Annotated in this window: 14 protein-coding genes; 9 read left to right on the top strand and 5 right to left on the bottom strand. The window is 69.8% G+C overall.

Translation table 11 applies throughout. The annotated features are described in order from the left end of the window. Positions 1-29 precede the first annotated feature (29 nt). Together ADL15_RS28800 and ADL15_RS28795 are read left to right on the top strand one after the other, a co-directional pair. Positions 30-1145: a substrate-binding domain-containing protein gene (locus ADL15_RS28800; RefSeq protein WP_067697728.1), complete on the top strand. Its 1116-nt coding sequence runs from the start codon at positions 30-32 to the stop codon at positions 1143-1145. Between the two features lie 103 nt (positions 1146-1248). Continuing rightward, on the top strand, positions 1249-2280 hold the full coding sequence (locus tag ADL15_RS28795; protein WP_338025578.1) for an ROK family protein: 1032 nt from the start codon (positions 1249-1251) through the stop codon (positions 2278-2280). Between the two features lie 76 nt (positions 2281-2356). Here ADL15_RS28795 and ADL15_RS28790 read toward each other — a convergent pair whose 3' ends face one another. Next, positions 2357-3400, bottom strand: coding sequence for a LacI family DNA-binding transcriptional regulator (locus ADL15_RS28790; protein ID WP_067697724.1), 1044 nt, complete (start codon positions 3398-3400; stop codon positions 2357-2359). A gap of 231 nt (positions 3401-3631) precedes the next feature. Here ADL15_RS28790 and ADL15_RS28785 point away from each other — a divergent pair, with 231 nt between their 5' ends. The 5 genes from ADL15_RS28785 to ADL15_RS28765 all read left to right on the top strand — a co-directional run bounded on the left by ADL15_RS28785 (position 3632) and on the right by ADL15_RS28765 (position 15153). Next, positions 3632-4441, top strand: a complete 810-nt coding sequence (locus tag ADL15_RS28785; protein WP_083971866.1) for a hypothetical protein — start codon at positions 3632-3634, stop codon at positions 4439-4441. A gap of 71 nt (positions 4442-4512) precedes the next feature. After that, on the top strand, positions 4513-6909 hold the full coding sequence (locus ADL15_RS28780; protein ID WP_067697722.1) for a glycoside hydrolase family 127 protein: 2397 nt from the start codon (positions 4513-4515) through the stop codon (positions 6907-6909). A gap of 11 nt (positions 6910-6920) precedes the next feature. Beyond that, a complete protein-coding gene (locus ADL15_RS28775) occupies positions 6921-8324 on the top strand; it encodes a family 43 glycosylhydrolase (RefSeq protein WP_067697720.1) in 1404 nt (467 codons plus the stop codon). Positions 8325-8365: 41 nt separating this feature from the next. Beyond that, positions 8366-11596, top strand: a complete 3231-nt coding sequence (locus ADL15_RS28770) for a discoidin domain-containing protein (protein ID WP_232344421.1) — start codon at positions 8366-8368, stop codon at positions 11594-11596. 44 nt (positions 11597-11640) lie between these two features. Continuing rightward, on the top strand, positions 11641-15153 hold the full coding sequence (locus ADL15_RS28765; protein WP_157441665.1) for a hypothetical protein: 3513 nt from the start codon (positions 11641-11643) through the stop codon (positions 15151-15153). A gap of 124 nt (positions 15154-15277) precedes the next feature. Here ADL15_RS28765 and ADL15_RS28760 read toward each other — a convergent pair whose 3' ends face one another. Next, complete coding sequence (locus ADL15_RS28760; RefSeq protein WP_067697716.1) at positions 15278-15547, bottom strand: hypothetical protein; 270 nt, start codon at positions 15545-15547, stop codon at positions 15278-15280. Between the two features lie 558 nt (positions 15548-16105). On the opposite strand from ADL15_RS28760, the gene ADL15_RS28755 reads away from it, so the two are divergent. Together ADL15_RS28755 and ADL15_RS28750 are read left to right on the top strand one after the other, a co-directional pair. Beyond that, positions 16106-16309: a cold-shock protein gene (locus tag ADL15_RS28755; protein WP_067697713.1), complete on the top strand. Its 204-nt coding sequence runs from the start codon at positions 16106-16108 to the stop codon at positions 16307-16309. A gap of 220 nt (positions 16310-16529) precedes the next feature. After that, on the top strand, positions 16530-18116 hold the full coding sequence (locus ADL15_RS28750) for a peptide chain release factor 3 (RefSeq protein ID WP_067697711.1): 1587 nt from the start codon (positions 16530-16532) through the stop codon (positions 18114-18116). 26 nt (positions 18117-18142) lie between these two features. Here ADL15_RS28750 and ADL15_RS28745 read toward each other — a convergent pair whose 3' ends face one another. Genes ADL15_RS28745 through ADL15_RS28735 form a run of 3 tightly spaced genes read right to left on the bottom strand, consistent with a single transcriptional unit; the run spans position 18143 to position 23050 of the window. Next, positions 18143-21334: a helicase HerA domain-containing protein gene (locus ADL15_RS28745; RefSeq protein WP_067697709.1), complete on the bottom strand. Its 3192-nt coding sequence runs from the start codon at positions 21332-21334 to the stop codon at positions 18143-18145. Next, positions 21331-22050 carry a hypothetical protein gene (locus ADL15_RS28740; RefSeq protein WP_157441664.1) on the bottom strand — a complete coding sequence of 240 codons (720 nt, stop codon included), beginning with the start codon at positions 22048-22050 and terminating at the stop codon, positions 21331-21333. Before ADL15_RS28740 ends, ADL15_RS28745 begins: the two co-directional genes overlap by 4 nt. Further along, on the bottom strand, positions 22004-23050 hold the full coding sequence (locus ADL15_RS28735) for an endonuclease domain-containing protein (RefSeq protein ID WP_157441663.1): 1047 nt from the start codon (positions 23048-23050) through the stop codon (positions 22004-22006). Before ADL15_RS28735 ends, ADL15_RS28740 begins: the two co-directional genes overlap by 47 nt. Between the last annotated feature and the right edge of the window lie 150 nt (positions 23051-23200).

The following is a 23200-nucleotide window of genomic DNA, read 5'->3' as shown; positions in this document are numbered from 1 at the left end:
ATTAAAGAAACAGAAGGGTCTACCGCACCATGAGCAAATTCTTCACCCGGAGCCTGGCCGTCAGCACGGCCGCTCTGCTCGCCCTCGGTCTCGCCGCCTGTGGTGGTAGCGACCGTGACGGCGACACCGGCACCGACACCGGTACCGCCGCCAAGGGCTTCGCCAAGGACGCCCTGATCGGCGTGGCGCTGCCGTCGAAGACCTCGGAGAACTGGGTCCTCGCGGGTGACCTGTTCACCAACGGCCTCAAGACCGCCGGCTTCCAGTCCGACGTGCAGTACGCCGGTGCGTCGACGACCGTCGCCGACCAGCAGGCGCAGATCACCGCCATGGTGACCAAGGGTGCCAAGGTCATCATCATCGGCGCGACCGACGCCGCGCAGCTGTCGACCCAGGTCACCGCGGCCAAGGCCGCCGGCGCGACCGTGATCGCCTACGACCGGCTGATCACCAACACCAAGGACGTCGACTACTACATCGCGTTCGACAACTTCAAGGTCGGCCAGCTCCAGGGCCAGGCCCTGCTGGACGGCATGAAGGCCAAGAAGCCGACCGGCCCGTGGACCGTCGAGCTGTTCTCCGGCTCGCCGGACGACAACAACGCCGGTGTCTTCTTCAACGGTGCGATGGACGTCCTCAAGCCGCTGATCGACAAGGGTGACGTCGTCGTCGGCTCCGGCCAGAAGGACGTCAAGCAGACCGCCATCCAGGGCTGGAAGGCCGAGGGTGCGCAGTCCCGCATGGACTCGCTGCTGACCTCCACCTACAACGGCGCCAAGACCCTCGACGGCGTCCTCTCGCCGAACGACACCCTGGCCCGCGCCATCATCACCTCGGTCAAGGCCGCCGGCAAGCCGATCCCGGTCGTCACCGGTCAGGACTCCGAGGTCGAGTCGGTCAAGTCGATCATGGCTGGCGAGCAGTACTCCACCATCAACAAGGACACCCGCACCCTGGTGGCCGAGAGCATCAAGATGGTCCAGGCCCTGCAGACCGGTGCCGCGCCGACCGTCAACGACACCAAGTCGTACGACAACGGTTCCAAGGTCGTCCCGGCCTACCTGCTCCCCCCGGTCATCGTGACCAAGGCGAACGCTGCCGAGGCCTACGCGAACGACCCGAAGCTGTCCGCGCTCACCAAGTAATTCCCGGTTAGCGACTGCGGGTGTCCCCGGCTCTGCCGGGGGCACCCGTTCGCTGTTTGCGACACCATCAGAGGGATTTGCGATACCACCAGAAGGAGACGTCGTGTCCGTCCCTCACCAGGAGGCGGTGCGCCGGCGGAACCTGGGCGCGGTGCTGCGCTACGTGCACCTACGAGGTGCCACCTCACGCGCCGAACTGACCAGCGAACTGGGACTCAACCGCAGCACCATCGGCGCGCTCGCCGCCGAGCTGACCGCCGTCGGGCTGGTCCACGAGGGCGCGCCCCGGGCCAGCGGCCGCGCCGGGCGCCCGTCACCGGTGGTGCGCACCAACGCCGCCGGCTTTTCCGCGTACGCGCTGACCGTGGAGGCAGGCCGGCTGCGCGCTGCCCGGATCGGGCTCGGCGGCGACATCCTGGACAGCCGGACCGTCGCCCGGCCGTCCGGAAACGATCTGACCGCCACGCTCACCGGGCTGGCCCGCGAGCTGCGCCCCACCGATGGCAGCGTCCCGCTCGGCTGTGCCGTCGCGGTGGTGGGAACGGACCGCGACCCGGCCCTGGGCGAGACCCTCGGCGAGGCCCTGGGCCTCGATCACCCGGTCCAGGTCGGCAACCTCGCCGACCTCGCGGCGCTCGCCGAACACACCCGTGGCGCGGCGGTCGGCGTCGACGACGTCATCCACCTGCACGGCGACGACGGCATCAGCGCCGGACTGATCATCGGTGGCCGCGGGTTCACCGGCCACAACGGCATCGGCGCCCAGGCCGGCCACATGGTGGTCAACCCGGACGGCCACCCGTGCCGCTGCGGGCACCGGGGCTGCTGGGAGGCCGAGATCAGCGCCGCGGCCGGCGATCGGGCCCGCGCGGCACTCTGGCTGGGCCACGGCCTCGCCAACCTGGTCAACATCCTCAACCCGGGCGCCGTCGTCTTCGGCGGCACCCTGGCCGGCCTCTACCGCGACGGCCACGACCAGGTCCGCGGCCGCCTGCACGCGTCCGCCCTGCCGGCCTGCCGCGCCGGCCTGCGACTGAGCGTCGCCCTGCTCGGCGACGACGCCCCGCTGATCGGCGCTGCCGAACTGGCCTTCGAACGCCTCCTCAGCGATCCGCTGAACACCGCCGCCGCCTGACGACCCGGCCTCCGGTCGCGGTGATCCGCCGACCATCAAGACCCCTTGGGTACGGTGTGGAGCCGCCGTCCCGGCACTATCCGGGGCGGCGGCCCGCCGGTTCCGGGCCGGGCACCGTGGAGTCGCGGACCACCAGGCGGCACGGTTCGCGCAGCACGCCGCGGGACGGGTGGCCCTCGATCGCCGCGAACAGGTGCCGGACCGCCGTCGCGCCCAGCTCCTCGAGGTTGAGGTCGACGGTGGTCAGCGGCGGGCGGCAGTCCGCGGCGAACTCGGTCCAGTTGTCGTAGCCGACCAGGGCCACGTCGTCCGGGATCCGGCGGCCGCGTTCGCGCAGGGTCTGTGCCACCCCGGCGGCGATCTGGTCGTTGCCGCAGAAGATCGCGTCGAGGCCGGGATGCGCGGCGAGCAGCCGGTGCGCGGCGAGCCGGCCCCAGCGCTGGGACCACTCGCCGTACCAGGGTTCGCCGCCGGCCAGCGGCAGGTCGTGCTCGGCCAGCACCGCGCGCAGCCCGGCCGCCCGGTCGCGGGCCGCCCGGTAGCCGCGCGGGCCGGTGATGTGCGCGATGCGGCGGCGACCGAGACTGATCAGATGGTCGGCGGCCAGCCGCGCACCGCCCTCGTCGTCGGCGATCACCGAGACGTCGTCGGGATGCCCGGACTCGCCGTACGCGTAGACGACCGGGACCGGGAGGTTCCGCGGCAGCGCGGGCCGCAGGTCGTTGTTGTCGCCGACCACGATGAAGCCGTCCACCTGCCGGGCCAGCAGCGTGGTGACGTAGTGCCGGCGCCGGGCGTCGTCGCCGCGGGCGTCGCAGAGCAGCACCGACATCCGCTCGTTGCCCAGGGCGTTCTCCGCGCCGAGCAGGATCGGGATCGAGAACCGGCCGCCGAGCTCGTCGGTGAGCAGGCCGATGGCCCGGGTGCGGCCGGAGATCAGGCCGCGGGCGAGCGCGTTGGGGTGGAACGACAGCTCGGCGGCGGCGTCCAGCACCCGCTGCCGGGTGGCCTCGGCGACCTGATCGCGGGCATTGAGCGCCTTCGACGCGGTGGCCACCGAACAGCCGGCCCGGCGGGCCACGTCGGCCAGGGTGATCGCCTCGGATCTTCGCCGTCCCATCAACTGCCTTTCGGTGCCGGTCCTCTGTGGTTGCGGGGACGCTACCAGCACTATCGCCCGTTACGGAGGACCCATTCGTAACACGGTGCACATCTTGCCGAAAACCTTTTCGTAAGGAAGTCTCACCTACGGGCGGCCCGGATCAAGAGTGCCGCTCATCCACCAGCACCGATCGTCGTGGGGGTGAAGTGCCGGGACATAGATAGATCAACATCGATTAAAGGAGGCCTCGTGAAAGCAAAGTGGATCGCCCTGCTGCTGGCGGTCGTCATGGTGCCGGCCCCGGCCTGGGCCGCTCCACCGACCTGGAGCCCGCCGGCGAACCTGGTCACCCCGCTGGCCCAGGTCTGGCAGCACCAGGAACAGACCTACGGCGACCTGTACGGGTTCCGCAACTACGGCTGGGACCAGGTGATGGCCAACCGCGGGTACATCAACTACTGCGTCCGCTGGGACTCCACGGCCTCGGTGACCGCGGCCCAGCGCGACCAGATCCAGGCCACCCTGGCCCGGCAGCACAAGAAGTGGATGGACGAGCTGGTCGGGCACAACGCCTGGCCGTACGCCGACGTGCCGGTCAAGGTGGTCGGCTGGGCCGTGCGCAACCGGTCCCAGCTGCAGTGGACCGACTCCTCGGTGGACATCTACGTCAACGACATCCGGGAGAACGCGCCGCAGTGCTCCGAGCCGTGCGGGCGGTTCTTCCACCAGAACGCGCAGTACCCCAGCTGCCCGGGCGGCTACGCCCACCACTACGACCAGTCGCTGTGGCTCACCGACGGCTTCGGCGGAGGCGCCGGCGGCGACTGGGGCCAGCGGATCGGCCGCGAGTACTTCATGGGCAACCTGACCGCCACGAACATCCACATCCTGCTGCACGAGATGGGCCACACCTGGGGCCTTGACGACTTCTACGACTGGACCCCGACCGGCGTGGGCGGCTTCCTCATGCAGGCCGGCACCGCCACCCAGATCACCGAGTTCGACGCCTGGATGTTCCGCGACTGGTGGCGGCACCTCAAGAACCGCTACGGCTACTGATCGCGCCGTCCCCCTGCAGATCCCGTCCCGGCCGGGCCCCCGGCCGGGACTCCGGCGAAAGGTGCCGTCCCATGCCGTCCCGTCGTACCCTCCTCAAGGCCGCCGCCCTGCTGCCGGCCGGCCCGGCCCTCGCGCTCCGCCCGGACGCCGGCGTCACCGCGTACGCGTTCCCGCTCACCGCCGTCCGGCTGGGCGCCGGTCGGTTCGCCGAGAACACCGCGCGCACCCACGCCTACCTGCGCTTCCTGGACGCCGACCGGCTGCTGCACATGTTCCGGGTGACCGCCGGGCGGCCGTCGTCGGCGACACCCTGCGGCGGCTGGGAGTCGCCGTCCACCGAGCTGCGCGGGCACTCGATCGGGCACGTGCTGACCGCTCTCGCCCAGGCGTACGCGAGCACCGGCGAGGCCGCGTTCAAGACCAAGGGCGACTACCTGGTCGCCGAGCTGGCGCTCTGCCAGCGCCCGAACGGGTTCCTGTCCGCATACCCGGAGAGCTTCATCGACCGGCTCGAGGCCGGCCAGCAGGTGTGGGCGCCGTACTACACGCTGCACAAGATCGTTGCGGGTCTGCTGGACATGCACCAGCTGACCGGGTCCGCGCTGGCCCGGACCGTGCTCGAGCGCAAGGCCGCGTGGGTCCAGGCCCGCAACAGCCTGCTTTCGTACGCGCAGCGGCAGCAGATGTTGCGCGTCGAGTTCGGCGGGATCGGCGAGACCCTGTTCAACCTGTACCAGCTCAGCGAGAACCCGGCGCACCTGACCACCGCGCAGTACTTCGACCACGCGCAGGTGCTCGACCCGCTCGCCGCCGGCGTGGACGCGCTGGCCGGGTTCCACGCGAACACCCAGATCCCGAAGGCGCTCGCCGCGATCCGCGGGTACCACGCCACCGGCGACACCCGGTACCGCGACATCGCGGTCACCTTCTGGAACCTCGTGGTGAAGCAGCACTCGTACGCGATCGGCGGCAACTCCAACGGCGAGTACTTCCAGGCGCCGAACCGGATCGCTAGCGAGCTGTCCGACACCACCTGCGAGTGCTGCAACAGCTACAACATGCTCAAGCTGACCCGCCAGTTGTTCCTCACCGACCCGGCCCGCGGCGCCGAGTTCATGGACTTCTACGAGAAGGCGCTGGTCAACCACCTGCTCGGCGCGCAGAACCCGGCGTCGGCGCACGGTTTCCACTGCTACTACGTGCCGCTGCGGGCCGGCGGGCTCAAGACGTACAGCAACGACTACGACAACTTCACCTGCTGCCACGGCACCGGGATGGAGACCAACACCAAGTTCACCGACAGCATCTGGTTCACCAGCGGCAACACGCTGTATCTGAACCTGTTCATCCCCGCGACGCTCACCTGGCCCGGCCGCGGGATCACGGTCACCCAGGCGACCGGCTTCCCGGAGACCGCCACGTCCCGGCTGACCATCACCGGGACCGGGCAGATCGACCTGCGCGTACGCATCCCATCCTGGACCACCGGCGCCCAGGTCCGGGTCAACGGCGTCCTCACCGGCTCCCCCGTCCCCGGGTCCTACCTGGCGATCAACCGGACCTGGGCGAGCGGCGACACCGTCGACATCAGCCTGCCGATGGCGCTGAGCCTGGAACCCACCCCGGACAACCCGGCGGTCCGCGCGGTCCGGCACGGCCCGGTGGTGCTGGCCGGGCAGTTCGGCACCACCAACCTGAGCGCGCTGCCCAACCTGGACCCGGCCGCCCTGCAACCGACCGGGGTGCCGCTGGAGTACACCGCCGGTTCGGTGCTGCTGCGGCCGTTCTACCAGACCCACGGCCAGCGGTACTCGGTGTACTGGAACGTGGCCGGGACGTTCGCCGCGCACTACCCGTTCGACGAGGCGTCCGGGAGCACCGCGCTCGACGCCACCGGCAACGGCCGCGACGCCGCGCTGGCCGGCGGCGCCACCCGCACCACCGGGCGCAGCGGCGGCGCGGTGCAGCTCACCGGCTCCGGCGCGTACGTGAACCTGCCGGCCGGGCTGCTCGCCGGCGCCACCTCGTTCACCATCGCCGCCTGGGTCCGGCTGGACACCGCGGCCACCTGGCCCCGGCTGTTCGACCTCGGCGCGGGCACCGGCACCTACCTGTTCCTCACCCCGCGCAGCAGCGCCGGCACCCCGCGGTACGCCATCACCACCGGCGGCGCGGGCGCCGAGCAGCGCATCGACGGCCCGGCCGCCCTGCCCACCGGCGTCTGGACGCACGTGGCCGTCACCCACACCGGCAACCTCGGCGTGCTCTACGTCAACGGCGCCGAGGTGGCCCGCAACAGCGCGCTGACCATCCGGCCCAGCGTGCTCGGCGCCACCACCCAGAACTGGATCGGCCGCTCCCAGTACGCCGGCGATCCCTATCTCGCCGCGGCCGTCGACGGGTTCCGGATCTACAGCCGGGCCCTGTCCGCGGCCGAGGTGTCCCAGCTGAACTCCACCGGTCAGTGAAGGAGTCCCCCATGTCCGCCAGAAGATGGGTTGCCGCCGCGTGCGGGGTGGTCACCGCGGTCGCCGCGGTGGCCCTGCCCGCGCAGGCCGCCAACCCGATCATCACCAGCATCTACACCGCCGATCCCGCGCCCCTGGTGGTCGGCAACACCATGTACATCTACGCCGGGCGCGACGAGGCGCCCGCCGGGACCAGCAACTTCGTGATGCGCGAGTGGCACGTGCTGTCCTCCACCGACGCGCAGACCTGGACCGACAACGGCGCCAAGGCCAACATCGGCACCTTCGCCTGGGCCGGTGCCGACGCCTGGGCCGGTGAGGTGGAGCCGCGCAACGGCAAGTACTACTGGTACACCTCGATCAACGGCAACGGCGCGGGCTGGATGAACATCGGCGTCGCGGTCGGCGACACCCCGCTGGGGCCGTTCACCGACGCCAAGGGCGGACCGCTGATCAGCGACAGCACGGCGAACTCGTCCGGGCTCAACATCGACCCGACGGTCTTCGTCGACGACGACGGCCAGGCGTACATGTACTGGGGCGGGTACTGGTCGCCGCGGGCGGTGAAGCTCGCCGCCAACATGATCGACACGGTCGGCGCGGTGGTCACGCCGACCGGGCTCACCAACTACTGGGAGGCCCCGTGGATGTTCAAGCGCAACGGCCTCTACTACCTGATGTACGCCGCGAACGACACCAACGGCTGCGTCACCAACTCCAGCTACGCCTGCCAGCGGTACGCGACCGCGAGCAGCCCGCTCGGGCCGTGGACCGAGCGCGGCATCGTCCTGGGCCAGGTCTCGTCGACCACCAACCACGCCGGGATCGCCGAGCTGAACGGCCAGTCGTACCTGGTCTACCACACCGCTGACGCGCCGGGCGGCGGCAACTTCCGCCGGTCGGTGGCGGTGGACAAGCTGACCTTCAACGCCGACGGCACGATCCAGAAAGTCATCCCGACCGTCGGCGGCGGCACCGGCAGCGGCACCAACCTGGGACCGTCGGCGACCGCGTCGACATCCTACGTGTCCTCGTGGGAGAGCCTGGCCGCGATCAACAACGGCGGCACCCCGGCCGGCTCCGCGGACCGTTCCAACCTGGCCTACGGCAACTGGCCGCAGCAGGGCACCCAGTGGGTCGAGTACACCTGGCCCGCCGCCAAGTCGATCAACAAGAGCTCGGTCTACTGGTTCGACGACGACCAGGGCATCGACCTGCCCGCCTCCTGCCAGCTGCAGTACTGGACCGGCAGCGCGTACGCGGCGGTGCCCGGGCAGTCGGCGTGCGGGGTGGCCGGCAACACCGAGAACGTGAGCACGTTCCCGGCGATCAGCACGACGCGATTGCGATTGTCCATCACGTCCCGGACCGGCTACTCCACGGGCGTGCTCGAGTGGAAGGCGTTCCAGCCGTGATCCGACGACTGTGTTCGTACGCTATGGGTCTGATTTTGATCGTGGGTTTCCTGAGCCTTCCGCAGGCGGCCATGGCCGCGCAGACCATCGGTTATCCCGCCTTCACCGGCGCCGGCTCGATCCCCGCGCCGCCGGTCGGCTACTCCACCGGCGACACCATGCGCGCCATCTACGACGCGGAGGCCGGCGGCACCGACTTCTGGATGGACCGGCTGCTGGCCCGCACCGGTAACGACCCGTCCGGCACCTGGCTGATGACCCGCGGGCGGGCCGCGTTCATGTACACGCACAATCCCGCGGTGATCGGTTTCGGCGGCAACGCCGCCTACTGGGACAACATCAGCAGTCAGAACGCCTACGCGATCACCGCGTCGCCGGGCACGTTCACCGAGCAGCCCGCCCAGCGCAAGCAGGCACCCAGCCACTGGCGCAGCGTGCACACCGGCGGCACCGTCCGGCTGGACGTCACGAAGTTCATCACCGACAACAATGTGCTGGTCACGAACGTTGCGGTGGTCAACACCGGCACCGCCTCGGCGACGCTGACGCTGAACGCCACCTCGCCCTACGCGAGCACGGTCAGCGGCACCGAGCTGACCGGCACCCGGGCCGTGAAGAACAACCTGACCACGCTCTACCCGCGGTTCTCCGGTGACGGTTTCACCGCCGCGAGCAGCGGGCTGAGCCGATCAGTAACGGTCGCGGCGGGCCAGACGGTAACGGTCAAGGTTCAGCTGGGGTTCGTCACCACCGAGATACCGGCGTCCCGGACCGAGTACGACGCCTACCGTGCCCGGACCGCGGCCGACGCGTTCGCCACCCACGTGCGGGCCTACAACAAGTGGTGGGCCGACAACGTGCCCTACATCGACGTGCCGGACGCGGCGATCAAGAAGAACATCTATTACCGCTGGTGGCTGATGCGGTTCAACCACCTCGACGCGGACATCCCGGGGCAGGACTTCCAGTTCCCACAGTCGGTCGAGGGCGCGACCGGATACAACAACGCGATCGCGCTGACCCAGCCGATGCACATCGACGACCTGAAGTACCTGCGCAACGCCGAGTACTCCTACGGTCCTTACCTGGCGGTCGGGCAGTACTCGGCGAACGGCCGGTTCGTCGACAACCCGGGTGACCCGGAGAACTGGTCGAACTCCTACACCCAGTACATCGCCGAGGCGGCCTGGCGGGCCTACCAGATCCACGGCGGGCAGCCGGCCATGCTGCGCAATTTCGCCCGGTACGCCGAGGGCGACGCCAAGGGCCAGCTGGCCACCTACGACACCAACAACAACGGCGTCATCGAGTACGACTGGGGCGCGATGACCGGAAATGACGCCGACGCGGTGTCGTTCCACTGGCGCACCGGCAACCTGGACCGCGCCGAGACCGCCTACGTGTGGACCGCCGCGAACGCCGCCAAGCAGGCCTATGCGCTGCTCGGTGACACCGCGAAGAGCACCGAGATGCAGACGCTCGCCGACCGGATCAAAAACGGCGTGATCACCACGCTGTGGAACCCGGCCGACCAGCTGCTCGAGCACAAGCACGTGGCGACGAACGCGTTCGTGCCGTGGAAGGAGATCAACAACTACTACCCGTACGCGGTCGGCCTGATGCCGAACACCGAGCAGTACAAGGCCGCCCTGCGCCTGTTCGCCGACCCCGCCGAGTACCCGATCTTCCCGTTCTACACGGCGAACCAGAAGGACAAGGCGGCGGCCGCGGCGGCCGGCAACCCGGGCAGCAACAACTTCTCCACGATCAACTCGACGGTGCAGTTCCGGCTCTACTCGTCGGTGCTGCGCAACTACCCGAACGCGTCGATGACCAGTGAGGACTACAAGAAGCTGCTGTACTGGAACACCTGGGCCCAGTACGTCGACGGCAACACCGCCTGGCCCGACGCGAACGAGTTCTGGGCCGACTGGAACGGCAGCGCGATCACCTACCGCTCCTGGATCCACCACAACATCCTCGGCAGCAGCAACTGGACGATCATCGAGGACGTGGCCGGGCTGCGCCCGCGCAACGACGCGCAGATCGAGCTGTCCCCGATCACCATCGGCTGGCCGAACTTCGCGGTGAACAACCTGCGCTACCGCAACGCCGACCTGTCGGTGGTCTGGGACGACCCGGCCGACGGCGTGGTCAAGTACGCCGGTGTCCCGCAGGGCTACTCGATCTACCTGAACGGCACCCGGGTGGCCACCGTCGACCGGCTCACCCCGTTCGTCTACAACCCGGCCACCGGCGCGGTCACCATTCCGTCCGGGGTCGGCACGGTCACCTACAGCGCCGCGTTCCCGTCGCTGCAGGCACCGCAGAACGTGGTGCAGAACAGCGCGCGGATGGTCGACGTCTTCGCCAAGGCCGGCGTGGACCTGACCTCCAGCACCACCAACCTGGCGGCCGGCGCCACCGCGACGGCGTCGTACACCGCCTCCGGCACCACGACCGCGGCCGCGATCGACGACCTGCCGACCAACGCGCCGCTCTGGGGCAGCTACGGCAGCACCAACGCCACCGACTGGTACGAGCTGAACTTCGGCGCGAACCGGACGGTCGACGAGGCCCGGCTGTACTTCCGCAACGACCGGGCCACCAACCGGTACCGGCCGCCGACCGCGTACACGGTGCAGTACTGGAACGGCACCGCCTGGGTCGCCGCGACCTCCCAGGTCAAGTCGCCCGGCACGCCACAGTCCAACTACAACAAGGTCAACTTCACGCCGGTCACCACGTCGCGGCTGCGGATCCAGTTCACCCAGCCGACCGGCACCGCGAAGACCGGGCTCACCGAGCTCAAGCTCTACCAGCGCGGCGTGGTCGTACCCCCGGTGTCGACGAACCTCGCGCTGACCGCCACGCCGAGCGCGTCGTTCACCTCGTCCTGGGAGAGCGTCGCGGCGCTCAACGACGGCATCGACCCGCCGTCGTCGAACGACACGGTGAACCCGCGCTGGGGCACCTGGCCCAACACCGGCCAGCAGTGGGCCGAGCTGACCTGGCCGTCCGCGCAGTCGCTGACGTCCGCCCAGGTGTACTTCTTCGACGACGGCCAGGGCATCGACCTGCCGGCGTCCTGGAAACTGCAGTACTGGACCGGCAGCGCGTACGCCGACGTGCCGTCACCCAGCGCGTACCCGGTGGCGGCGGACCAGTACAACGCGGTCACCTTCGGCCAGATCAGTACCACGCGGTTGCGGGTCGCGTTGACCAGCGGTGCAGCTTCGGTAGGACTGCTGGAGGTGAAGGCCTTCAACTGATCATTCTCGTCAGGTCCCGCCGGGGGCCGTCGATAGCAGCACGCATGACACCCAATCGGTTGTTCGTCCAGAGCCTCGGTGGCGCGATCGTCACCTCCGCGGTCGCGGCCGCCTGGCTCGCGCCGGGTACCGCGTTCGCGGCCACCGCCACCGAGACCCTGTCCGTCACCGGGACGGTCCAGTCAGTCGTCGTCGACCCGCTGCCGGGCACGCCGGAGGGCGCCGAGCAGGAGCAGGCCTTCGTACAGGTCGATGATCTGCTCCTGCCGGTCCCGGCCGGCGCCCTGGCCGGCGCGGACTCCGGCCAGCAGGCCACCCTGAAGCTGAAGACGCGGCCCGGCACGAGCCGGGCCGAGGCGCTCACCGACGCGGCCGGGACGACACCGGTGGCGGCCTCGAGCACGGCCCGCGCGCTCGGGTCGAGCTCGGCGGCGGTCGTCGCGGCCCGGCTGACCGGTACGGCGGCGGCAGCGACGCAGGAGGCCGCGATCGGCTCGCACACGCTGACCGTGTTGCCGGTCTTCTGGTCGGCGAAGGACGCCGAGACGCCGAGCTCGCTCACCACCCTCGCCACCAAGGCGAAGAGCTACTGGGCCGAGCAGTCGAACGGCGGCATCGCCATCAACGTCGACGTCCGCGACTGGAAGCAGGTGTCGGCGCCGTCCGGGAGCTGCAACACCACCGCGATCTACCAGGCGGCCCTCGCCGCGAACGGGCTCACCTCACCGACCGACGCGACCCAGCACGTCGCGGTCTACTTCCCGAAGCAGTCGGGCTGCTCGTGGGCCGGGCTGGGCTCGGTGAACGGGTCGATCATCTGGATCAACGGCTACCCGTGGGAGGACGTGCTCACCCACGAGTTCGGCCACAACATCGGCCTGGGGCACGCCAACAAGGCGACCTGCTCGGGCACCGGCGGCCGGGTCACGCTGTCCACCTCGTGCACCATCGCGGAGTACAACGACGTCACCGACGTGATGGGCTACGCCATGCAGGGCTACGCCTCCGGGAACCTGAACTCGGCGTTCGGTGACTACCTGGGCCTCGCGCAGACCGTCACGGCGTCCACCTCGCAGAAGACCACCGTGGACCTGTCGGCGCTGTCGACGCACTCCGGCACGACCGGCGTGAAGCTCGCCACCTCGGCCGGCACGGTGTTCGTCGACTTCCGCCCGGCGACCGGCCGGGACACCCGCGCGCCGTACTGGGCCGGCGTCCAGGCGCACCTGCGGACCGCGACGAACCCGCCGACCACCCAGCTGCTCGACCTGCAGCCGACCAGCAGTTCGGCGTTCTCGGCGGCGAACCTGCCGCTCAACGGTGTGTGGGCGGTGCCCGGCACCAACCAGACGGTGAAGGTGACCTCGGTCGGCGCGACCACCGCCACGATCGAGGTCGCGGCGGCCGCGGACACCACCGTCCCGAACACCGCACCGGTCATCACCACGACCGCGACCATGACGAACACCGCCACCCAGGCGATCACCTGGAGCGCGGCCGCGGACAAGGAATCCGGGATCTCCGCGTACCGGGTGCTGGTCAACGGCAGCACGGCGGCCGAGACCGGCGGCGACACGCTGACCGCGGACGTCGCGCTGGCCGAGGGCACCAACACGGTGACGGTCGTCGGGGTCAACGGCTCCGGCCTGATCAAGAGCAGCGCGGCGAAGTCGATCCTGCGCGACTCGACCGCGCCGGACGCGGTCACCGCCCTCAAGGTCTCCGCCGACGGCAAGACCGTCTCCTGGACGGCTCCGGCCGACAAGGGCACCACCCGTTCGTACGCGGTGCGCGTCGACGGCACGCTCACCGCCACCGTCACCTCCCCCACCGCGAAGGTGAGCATCGCGGCCGGCCGGCGGACCGTGTCGGTCACCCCGTCGGACGCCGCCGGCAACGTCGGCACCGCCACCGAGACCACCCTGTGGATCGACCCGTCCGCACCGGTCTCACCGGTCATCACCGCGCCGAGCGCCGACACCTGGCAGAACAGCCGGCAGGTCACGCTCGCCTGGAGCGCCGCGTCCGCGCCGGGCTCCGGGATCAGCTCGTACACCGTGACCGTGGGCGGCCGGGCGACCGTCGTCGACGGGGACACCACCTCCACCACGGTCACCCTCTCGGCCGACGGCACCTTCCCGGTGACCGTGGTCGCGAAGAACCTCGCCGGGGTGGTCTCCAAGGCGGCCACCGGCACGATCAAGGTCGACACGCTCACGCCGGACCTGGCCAAGACCATCAAGCTCGCCACCGACCAGTCGAAGCTCACCTGGGTCGCGGGCTCCGCCGCCGGTTCCCCGGTGTCGTGGAAGGTGCAGGTCGACGACGGCGCGGCGGTCCTGGTCACCAAGGCCGAGGCGCCGAACACCGCCGCCGAGGGCCGGCACACCTGGACGATCACCGGCGTGGACGCGGCCGGCAACACCGGGGCGGCCGCGACGTACACGGCGTGGACCGACCGGACCGCGCCGTCCGCGCCGACCATCATGACGCCGGTCGCCGACAGCACCGCCCGGACCGCGCCGGTCACGGTCACCTGGAACGCGACGACCGACTCCGGTTCCGGCATCGCGTCGTACGTGGTGACGGTGGGCACGCAGAAGACGATCGTGCCGGGCACCACGACCAGCTACTCGTACAAGCCGTCCGAGGGGCGCCAGACGGTCAGCGTGGCCGCGGTCAACAACGCCGGGCTCAGCTCGCCGGCCGAGTCGGTCAGCTACACGTACGACCCGACCGCCCCGACCGTCCCCGCCCAGGTGAAGGTCTCCGGCGCGGACGACCGGACCGTGGTCACCTGGGCCGCCGCCACCGACCGCACCACCGGCATCGCCGAATACGTCCTCTCCCTGGACGGCACCCGGGTCACCACCGCCACGACCACCACGGCGACCGTGACCACCCCGCCCGGCAAGCACACCTGGACCGTCCAGGCCGTCGACAACGCCGGCAACACCAGCACGGCGGGCACGACCGGCCCGGTCTGGTTCGACACCACCGCACCCACCGCCGCCCAGCCGACCACCGTGCCGGCCAGCCAGGCGACCCGCGCGGTCAAGGTCTCCTGGTCGGCGGGCAGCGACGCCGAGTCGGGCGTCAAGGGGTACACGGTCGTCGCGTCCAACGGCAGCCGGACGGTCAAGGTGGCCACCACCGCCACCACGGCCACCGTCACGGTCCCCGAGGACGGGTCCTGGCAGATCGTCGTGCAGACCACCAACCTGACCGGGCTCACCACCGAAGCGGCCGCCGGCACCGTCCTGGTCGACTCGGCCAAGCCGGGCGCGCCGGTGATCACCAGCCCGGCCGCCAAGGGCACCACCGGAACGTCGTTCACGGTGACCTGGACGGCGCCGGCCGCCGGCCTGTCCGGCATCACCGGCTACCAGGTGCTGGTCAACGGCCGCGCCTACACCACGGTCAGCGGCAGCACCCTGCAGGCGCCGGTCACCGTGACCGTCGCGAAGGCCACGCCGACGACCGTGACGGTGACCGCGGTGGGCGGCACCGGGCTGGTCAGCCCGGCCGCGACGGTGGCGTTCACCGTCAGCCTTTAGCTCTCTCTGAAGGGCCGGACCCGCCGCTCGCGGGTCCGGTCCTTCTCTGTGGCCGCTCGCGTTTCCGGGGAACGACAAGAAGGCCGGGCCGCTCGCGCGGCCCGGCCTTTCTCACGTCGATCGGTTACGGCGCTGAGCGCTGCCGCACCGCGGTCGGCGGGGCGAGCTGGACGGTCCACGTCCGGGCCGCGCCGACCACCGAGATGGCCCGGCAGAGCAGGTCGCAACCCACCTGCGGGGTGCCTTCCGCGAAGCCGCGGTTGATGATGTTGACGGCTCTCGCGTGGTCACCCGTGGCGAGGGCGTCGTCAAGCGCGGACGTCAGGACCGCGGCGAGGGCGGCGTGGAAGCTGTCCGCACCCTTCTCGCGCAGGGTCTTGGCGGGCTCGCGCAACGTTGAGGCAGTGACCGGGGGCGGGGCTAGCACGGAAGTCGCTCTCCTGGGGTGTCGGTGTAACTCGTGGCCGGAACGCCGGCCGCCTGCGTCCTGAGCAGCGGGCGGGACGATCCGTCTGCGCGTGGTGGTCGTGACGCCTGGGGGGAGGCGTGGCACGGTAGCCATCTGGAAACCGCCATGCTTTCGCCCATGACGGCTTGCCCTGAGTTGTCAGCTGCATCGCCCGGCACGGGCGCCTTCTCACGAGCTGATCCGCCACCCACTGTACCCGCATCGGGCGCGACGGCACCTCCGCCGAATCGGGGGATCACCCATAACCGACACGTCCTGTGACCGGGATCGCGCGCGTGCCACGCGCTGGACGACCCAGAATCCTGTGCTACGGTTTCGACGTTGCAGTTTTGATTTCCGTAGACGTTTTCGGCGCCTGATGGGTTTCAGTCAACCCGTCAAGGCGCTTTTTCGTTGGACGTGTCGGTTCGACGCGGGTGATCAACACAGCGGCGTACGAGATCGCGCAGTGCGGTCTCGAACAGCTCGCTAAGGAGCAAGACAATGGTTACAGGTACCGTGAAGTGGTTCAACGCCGACAAGGGCTTCGGCTTCATCAGCCAGGACGACGGCGGCGCTGACGTCTTCGCCCACTTCTCCGCGATTGCGTCGAGCGGCTTCCGCAGCCTCGAGGAGAACCAGAAGGTGGAGTTCGACATCACCCAGGGCCAGAAGGGCCTGCAGGCGGACAACATCCGCCCGCTCTGATCTTCGTTTGACGAACGGCGGCCCGACTGATTCAGCGGGCCGCCGTTCGGCGTTTCCCCCGGGCGCGCGTCCCACCGGCGTCGCCGGGCTCGCCGGCCGCACCGGGTGAGGGCGATCACCCTGCGCTACGACTCATCAGCGCCTGCGAGAAGATACGTGCGGCAGGTCGTACACCGGATGCGCGCTTGAGGCGTCGAGAACAAGGTCGGGGAGCGAGAACGTGAGTCAGAACGTGCTGGCGTCGGCGGCGGGTGTGGCCGTTGAGGCGAAACGAAGGCGTACGTTCGCGGTGATCTCACACCCGGACGCCGGCAAGTCGACGATGACCGAGGCGCTCGCTCTGCACGCGCGGGTGATCGGGCAGGCCGGCGCGGTGCACGGCAAGGGCGACCGCAAGGGCGTGGTCTCCGACTGGATGGCGATGGAGCAGGAGCGCGGCATCTCCGTCACCTCGGCGGCGCTGCAGTTCTCCTACCGGGACGTCGTGATCAACCTGCTGGACACCCCCGGGCACGCCGACTTCTCCGAGGACACCTACCGGGTGCTGACCGCTGTCGACAGCGCGGTCATGCTGCTCGACGCGGCCAAGGGCCTGGAGCCGCAGACGCTGAAGCTGTTCGAGGTGTGCCGGCAGCGCAACATCCCGGTGATGACGTTCATCAACAAGTGGGACCGGCCCGGCCTCGACGCGCTCGCGCTGATGGACGAGATCGAGCAGCGGATCGGGCTGAAGCCGACGCCGCTGACCTGGCCGGTCGGCATCGCCGGGCACTTCCGCGGCGTGGTCGACCGCCGCACCGGCGCGTTCGTCCGGATGGAGCGCGCGCCCGGTGGCGCCGACCTCGCCGTCGAGGAGGAGATGAGCGCCGACGAGGCGGCCGAGCGGTTCGGCGCGGACTGGACCACCGCGACCGAGGAGCTCGAGCTGCTCGAGATGACCGGCGCCGACTTCGACGAGGCGGAGTTCCTCGCGGCGAAGAGCACCCCGGTGCTGTTCGGCGCGGCGGTGGCCAACCTCGGCGTGAGCCAGCTGCTGAACATCCTGGTCGAGCTGGCTCCGCCGCCGGAGGCCCGGCCCACCGTCGCCGGCGACGACCGCCCGGTCGAGGGCGCCTTCTCCGGGTTCGTCTTCAAGATCCAGGCGAACATGAACCGGACCCACCGCGACCAGCTCGCCTTCGTACGGATCAACTCCGGCAAGTTCGAGCGCGGCATGATCGTCACGCACGCCGGCACCGGCAAGCCGTTCGCCACCAAGTACGCGCAGCAGATCTTCGGCCAGGGCCGCGAGACGATCGACGAGGCCTACCCCGGTGACGTGGTCGGCCTGGTCAACGCGACGACGCTCGGCATCGGCGACACGCTCTACGTCGGGACACCGGTGAAGTACCCGGCCCTGCCGTCGTTCCCGCCGGAGCACTTCGCGGCGGTGACCGCCGCGGACACCTCGACGTACAAGCGGTTCCGCCGCGGCATCGAGCAGCTCGACGGCGAGGGCGTGGTCCAGGTCCTGCGCTCCGAGCAGCGCGGCGACGGCGTACCGGTCTTCGCCGCGGTCGGACCGATGCAGTTCGAGGTCGCGACACACCGTCTCGAGGCCGAGTTCGGCGTCAAGGTGACCCTCAACCACCTGCCGTACGAGGTGGCCGCCCGCACCGACGAGGCCGGCCGGGAGATCCTGCGCGCCGAGTCGAACATCGAGGTGATGACCCGCGTCCGCGACGGCGCCCTGCTGGCCGTCTTCCCGCACCGCTGGCGCATGCGCACAGTCGCCGGCCGCCACCCCGACCTCCGCCTGGACGCTTGACAGCGGGAGTCGCGGGATCCATCACGTTAGGGCTGCTCGGCGCTCCTCTGCAGGTCGAGGCCCGCGCTGGCGTACTGAATCACTTCCTCCTGGGTCAACGGACTTTTCGGATGGTGGCTCAAGCACAGTGACGTGCGGACCTTGCTGAACGACGAGCCTTCTACCGCGACGTAGAACTCGCCGCCGCGCAGCTGCGAGATGCCGGGCAGATCCCCGCCCTTGGCCCGGGCCACCTCTCGCGCGGCTTCGATCTGGACGGGCGCGTTCAGCAAACCGAAGAACTGGGTCGCGGCGTTGCCCGGGATCTGGTTGTGCAGCCCCTTCGGCGACTGGGTGGCGAAGACCAGTCCCAGTCCGTACTTGCGGGCCTGGGAGGCGAGCGACAACGTGCTCCCGGTGCAGGCGGTCATCGCGCCGGACGGGGCGAAGGTCTGCGCCTCGTCCATCACGAACAGGCCGCCGAGCGGCCGCTCCCCGGCCGGATTTCGCTTGATCCAGGCGAACAGTGCCATCTGGAGCTGGTTGACGAAGCTCTGCTTCTGATCGTCGCTGGGCAGGCCGATCAGGCTGATCACCGAGACCCGGGCACGTTTCCCCTCTGCGGGAGTCAGCAGTTCACCCGGGTCCACCGGCTGCCCGACCCCGCCGAACAGTGGATCGATCACGGTGGCCGCGGTCAGCGACTGGCCCAGGTCCGCAGCAATCTTGGTGGCATCGGCCCCGAATCTGCTGGCGGTGTCCGGCAGGTCGTCGAGCATGCCGATGAAACCGCGCAACGAGGTATCCCTATGCCGCTGGGCGTAGTGGACGAGCGCCTCCTTCAGGACGGCCCGGCCCTTTTCCGCCTTGGCGGTCCTGCCGTCCACCTTCGCCCGTGGGGAGAGCGCGGCGAGCGCGGCATCCACGGCCGCCTCGAACTCGTCCGGGTCGTTGAGGAGCTGATGGAAGTCCGGGAGCGGCTGGAAGGTGATCGGCCGCCCGGCCGCCCGACGCGGCGTATAGATCACCACTTCGGTGTTCTGCAGGTAGTCCTGCGCCTTGCCGGCATCGCCCGGGCCCCACGCGGACGGCTGCTCCGGCCATGGATCACCCAGCCGGGCAAGGTCGTTGTTGGGGTCGAGCACGATCGTGGAGACGCCCTGCAGCGCGCACTCCTCGATGATCCGGCGCAGCAGGACCGTCTTGCCGGAGCCCGAGCCGGCGAAGATCGCGGTGTGCTTCCGGAGCGCCTCGAGCTCCACCATCACCGGTTCTGCGGTGTCGAAGCTGACGCCGAGCGAAATGGCCGGTCCGAGCGGCGTCATGACCGGCCGGGCCGATTCCACCGGTCCGGGCTCCTCGCGGGGCGTCTCCTCGCGCACCGGTGCCGGAGCCGAAAGGTCGGGTGCCGGCAGGTCGGCCCCTGCGTCGGCCAGCGCCTCCCGGAGGAAGGCGACCTTGCCGGTCGGTTGCCGCGCCAAGAGCCAGGCCGGCAGGTCCGGCGGCGCTTTCGCGAGCAGGTCCCGCAACGCCCACAGGATCCGGAGATCCTCGTCGGTCACCGTCAGACGCCGGCCACCGGCTTCTTCGAAGGCCGCCGACGCCTCCCGGTTCTTGGCGCTCCGCGGCCACTCCGCGTTACGGAGAAAGAACAACCGCCGATTTTGTACGCCGCCGGCCAGACCCGCTTCGGTGCAGCCGGCACGAATGCGGTTGAGAACGGCGTTGGGGTGATAGTCCGGCGCGATGCCACGGAAGCCCCAGTGCGCCTCCACCTCGGTCTCATCGTCGATAGTGCGGCGGAGCCGGGCGTGCAACGCCGGTTTGGTGCTCGGCGGCGGGTCCTGCTCGAAATACCGGCCCGCGGAACCCCGTTCGAGGATCCAGGCCTGCAACCCGGCCGACAACAGACCGGGCAATTCCAGGTCTTCGGCACTGGAGCTGAGCACGTCGTCGATGGTCGCGGCCGCGATGAGCTCAGCGAACGTCCTGTCGATCGCGATCAGATCCGCGTCCGGTGGCCGGAGGACGGGCGTCTCGTCGACGATGGTCCGGGAGGCCTGGAGTTCGGCCAGCTCGCGTACGACACCGTCGTTGACGCACCCCCGGATGTGATCGTCGACGATCTGCAAGATCTCGCGCGGCTTGAAGTTCACCGCGTCGTCGAACGCTTGTTCCTGGACCGGCCAGGTGGGGTACGGCGCGACGAAGCCCGTCGACTCGTAGTGCGGTGTCAGGCGTCGCGCGACGAGCTCGCGACCGACCGTCGCGGACGGCACCGAACCCAGGTGCTGCCGTGCGACGAAGCGATCCTGGACCGACGCGATCGCGTTCTTCTTGATCACCTCCCAGGTCGCGTGCTGAGCGGCGATCACGGTGACGGTCTTGTGCGTACGTTCGCGCAGATCCATCAATCCGTTGGCGATCTGATCGAGTTGCAGGGAGTCCTGCCACTCGGCGCGCTGCCCGGCCTGGATCGCCTTGGCGACCGGTGCCAGCAGCCCGTCGACCTGATCCACGGCGATCACCGACGGGCCGGTCAAGGACAGCAGCCAGGAGAGTTCACTGACCACCTTCTCCGGCGGATGCACCTCACGGGGCAGACCCCACGGCGCGCGCTCACCCGGCTCGCACTCCTCACCGGACTGCAGGAAGTTGCTCCCCACCTCCCGCGCCCGGAAGTCACCGGCGTTGTAGAGCGCCAGCGCGCGAACGGTGTGCCGGCATTCCATCGCGACATCGGGCGCGTGCCGGTGGAGGGCGTCCAGGAGCGCATCGACAGCCGGGCGGAGCAGCGGGGCAGCACCGATGAGCGCCTGCCGCTCAGCGAAGGGGACCCCGGTCAGCAGCGTGAGGCGGCGCAGGAAGACCTGCGACTGCGTCTCCTGCCCGTCGATCCGGCGAGCCAGGCCGGTTAGCATCGAGTGCGCCACGCTGTGCCAGAAGCGCGTACCGTCCAGGAGACCGACCAGGAAGAAGTAACCGTCCTGGCCCTGGACCTGCTCGCGTACCCAGCCGAGGAGGTGGGTCTTGCCGGTGCCCCGCTGGCCCTGGACCACGACACCGACCGGGCTGCCGGATGGACTGTCCCGGGCGTCCGCGATGGCGTCGAGAACCCCCCGCGCCACCTCCCGGTTCAGGGTGTCGACGTGGAACTCCGAGCGGCGCCAGACGTCGTCGGCGGTCGGCGTGACGTTGATCCGCAGGCTGGAGAGGGCCTTGAGGCCGTCCTCCGTCATAGCTCCTCGATCGCCAGCGCGTGGTGATCCCGGCTGCCGATGACCACTGCGGCGGCGCGATCCCGGCCCTCCAGTCCTTTCTGGTTGGTCTCCTCCTCGAGGTGCACACCCGGCATCCGCGCCATCAGCCGCAGCACGCCGTCGAGGTCAGCCGTGGCGACGTCGCTGAAGTGCTGCCGCAGGTCGGCGAGACCGACCCAGTCGCCGGCTGCTTTCGCCAGCTCGCCGTACGCCCGGCGGACCCGCTTCTCGATCTCGTCCGCTGCCGGACGACTCTCCGACGCAGCGGCCACCGGAACCACCTCGCGGTCGTCGCTCTCGGGCTGGACACCGAGCACCTGGGCCAGGCTGCGGCCGGTCGCGTCGAGATAGTGATCCAGCCGCTTGAGCACCGCGTACAGGGCCTGCCCGGCCGATCCGGCGCCCTTCGGCACTTCTCGGGTCAGCTCCTCCCGGCCCCACCACCAGCCGCCGTCAGCAAGCGAGAAGACGAAGGATCTACCCTCTTTGCGACACTCGATCAGCTTCGCGTCGACGAGCTTGACCCGGGATTTACCGGTCAGCTGCAGGCCAGGTGCGTAAATTTCCGCTATCTGCTTGTTGGACAGCTCGGCATTCGCCGCCATCAAGATCAATAGAATGGCGCGTTCCGGCAAAGAAAGTTTTAAGTCACTCATGAATGGCCCTTTCGCGATGTTCGGCCCGACGCCCGTCAAGGAATTGACGAAGTTGTGACAGGACCAGGTCACGATGCTGAACGACCTGGGCGTTGGTGAATCGGAGCACGGCATATCCGGCGAGCTGGAGCTGCACGTCGCGTTGCCGGTCGGCGGCGAAACGCTCGGGATCCCGATGTTCCGCCCCGTCGATCTCGACGACACACCGCTCGGCGCGCCAGAGGAGGTCGACACGGACAGGATTGGTCAGCGGATGCGCCTGGTACCACTGATTCCACTCACGCCCGCCGGCCCAATCCACGCTTCCCAGAGCGGCCTCCAGCGACTGCTCGGCGCGACTGGCCGGGTGCGGCCGGCCAGCGATCGCGGGGTATCCGACCGGACTGTCCCGGGTGCGCTCGTCGGCGCCGGGTTCCTCGATCGGGACGGTTGCGCCGGACGCCGGCCGGACCCGCACGCGCGCCACGTTGTCGACCGAGTCGAGGGCACCCCCGGCGAACCAGATCCCGTAGCCACCGTTGTCCGCGAGCCAGCGCGCGGCCGAGACTAGAGCCTGCTCGTTCTCCGGAGTCAGACCGGGCGGAAGACTGGTCAAGATCGCAATACGCCGCCGGCCGAAGCTCCGGGCGATCACCTTTGCCAGTTCAGCCGCCCGGGTCTCCGGAGAAAAACGACCAGGCGCCCCCGAACCACGCAGTGCCCGCTCGGCCAGGTCGGCCAGGAACGGCCCGAAAAGGTCACCCTCCCGGGCGGCGCGCAGGGCGATCGACCGCACCGCCACCACACCGGCGCCGGCCGGATCGTCGATCCCGGCAGCGGCCGGCAGCCAGGCCGGGAACAACTCGCGGGCTACCCGATCCAGCCGATCCAGCAGGTCGTCGATGAGCTGGGCCGGACGACGCGGCGCGGTCGCCTCGTAGGTGATGACGGCGGGCGCATCTGCCGGGAGCGGCTCCATCGATAACTCCAGCGCGCTCGCAGTCGGCCCTTCGACGACAATCGGCTGATCAAGAGGAAGATCCGTCCAGGCTCGCGCCACACCATATCCCTTGCCTCACGGGTGCATAGATTCTGCGGGCGCGGCCAAGATCGAGACAAGGCTATTCAGCCTGTCGGGTTCTACTGCAGCCGAAAAAAATCAGGATGAGTGAATCTTCAGCCGCTCTGACCTTTCTGCTAATTGCGGGCG

Origin of the sequence: Actinoplanes awajinensis subsp. mycoplanecinus (genome assembly GCF_001509495.1) — a bacterium.
GTDB classification, from domain to species: Bacteria; Actinomycetota; Actinomycetes; order Mycobacteriales; family Micromonosporaceae; genus Actinoplanes; species Actinoplanes palleronii.
The sequence above is the reverse complement of the archived record's forward strand: the minus strand, read 5'-3'. Positions and strand labels throughout refer to the sequence as shown.

What these genes read in the sequence shown, in the direction of transcription:
- ADL15_RS28800 (WP_067697728.1), top strand. Translation starts at nt 30, where the DNA reads ATGAGCAAATTCTTCACCCGGAGCCTGGCCGTCAGCACGGCCGCTCTG.
- ADL15_RS28790 (WP_067697724.1), bottom strand. Translation starts at nt 3,400, where the DNA reads ATGGGACGGCGAAGATCCGAGGCGATCACCCTGGCCGACGTGGCCCGC.
- ADL15_RS28780 (WP_067697722.1), top strand. Translation starts at nt 4,513, where the DNA reads ATGCCGTCCCGTCGTACCCTCCTCAAGGCCGCCGCCCTGCTGCCGGCC.
- ADL15_RS28775 (WP_067697720.1), top strand. Translation starts at nt 6,921, where the DNA reads ATGTCCGCCAGAAGATGGGTTGCCGCCGCGTGCGGGGTGGTCACCGCG.
- ADL15_RS28765 (WP_157441665.1), top strand. Translation starts at nt 11,641, where the DNA reads ATGACACCCAATCGGTTGTTCGTCCAGAGCCTCGGTGGCGCGATCGTC.
- ADL15_RS28755 (WP_067697713.1), top strand. Translation starts at nt 16,106, where the DNA reads ATGGTTACAGGTACCGTGAAGTGGTTCAACGCCGACAAGGGCTTCGGC.
- ADL15_RS28745 (WP_067697709.1), bottom strand. Translation starts at nt 21,334, where the DNA reads ATGACGGAGGACGGCCTCAAGGCCCTCTCCAGCCTGCGGATCAACGTC.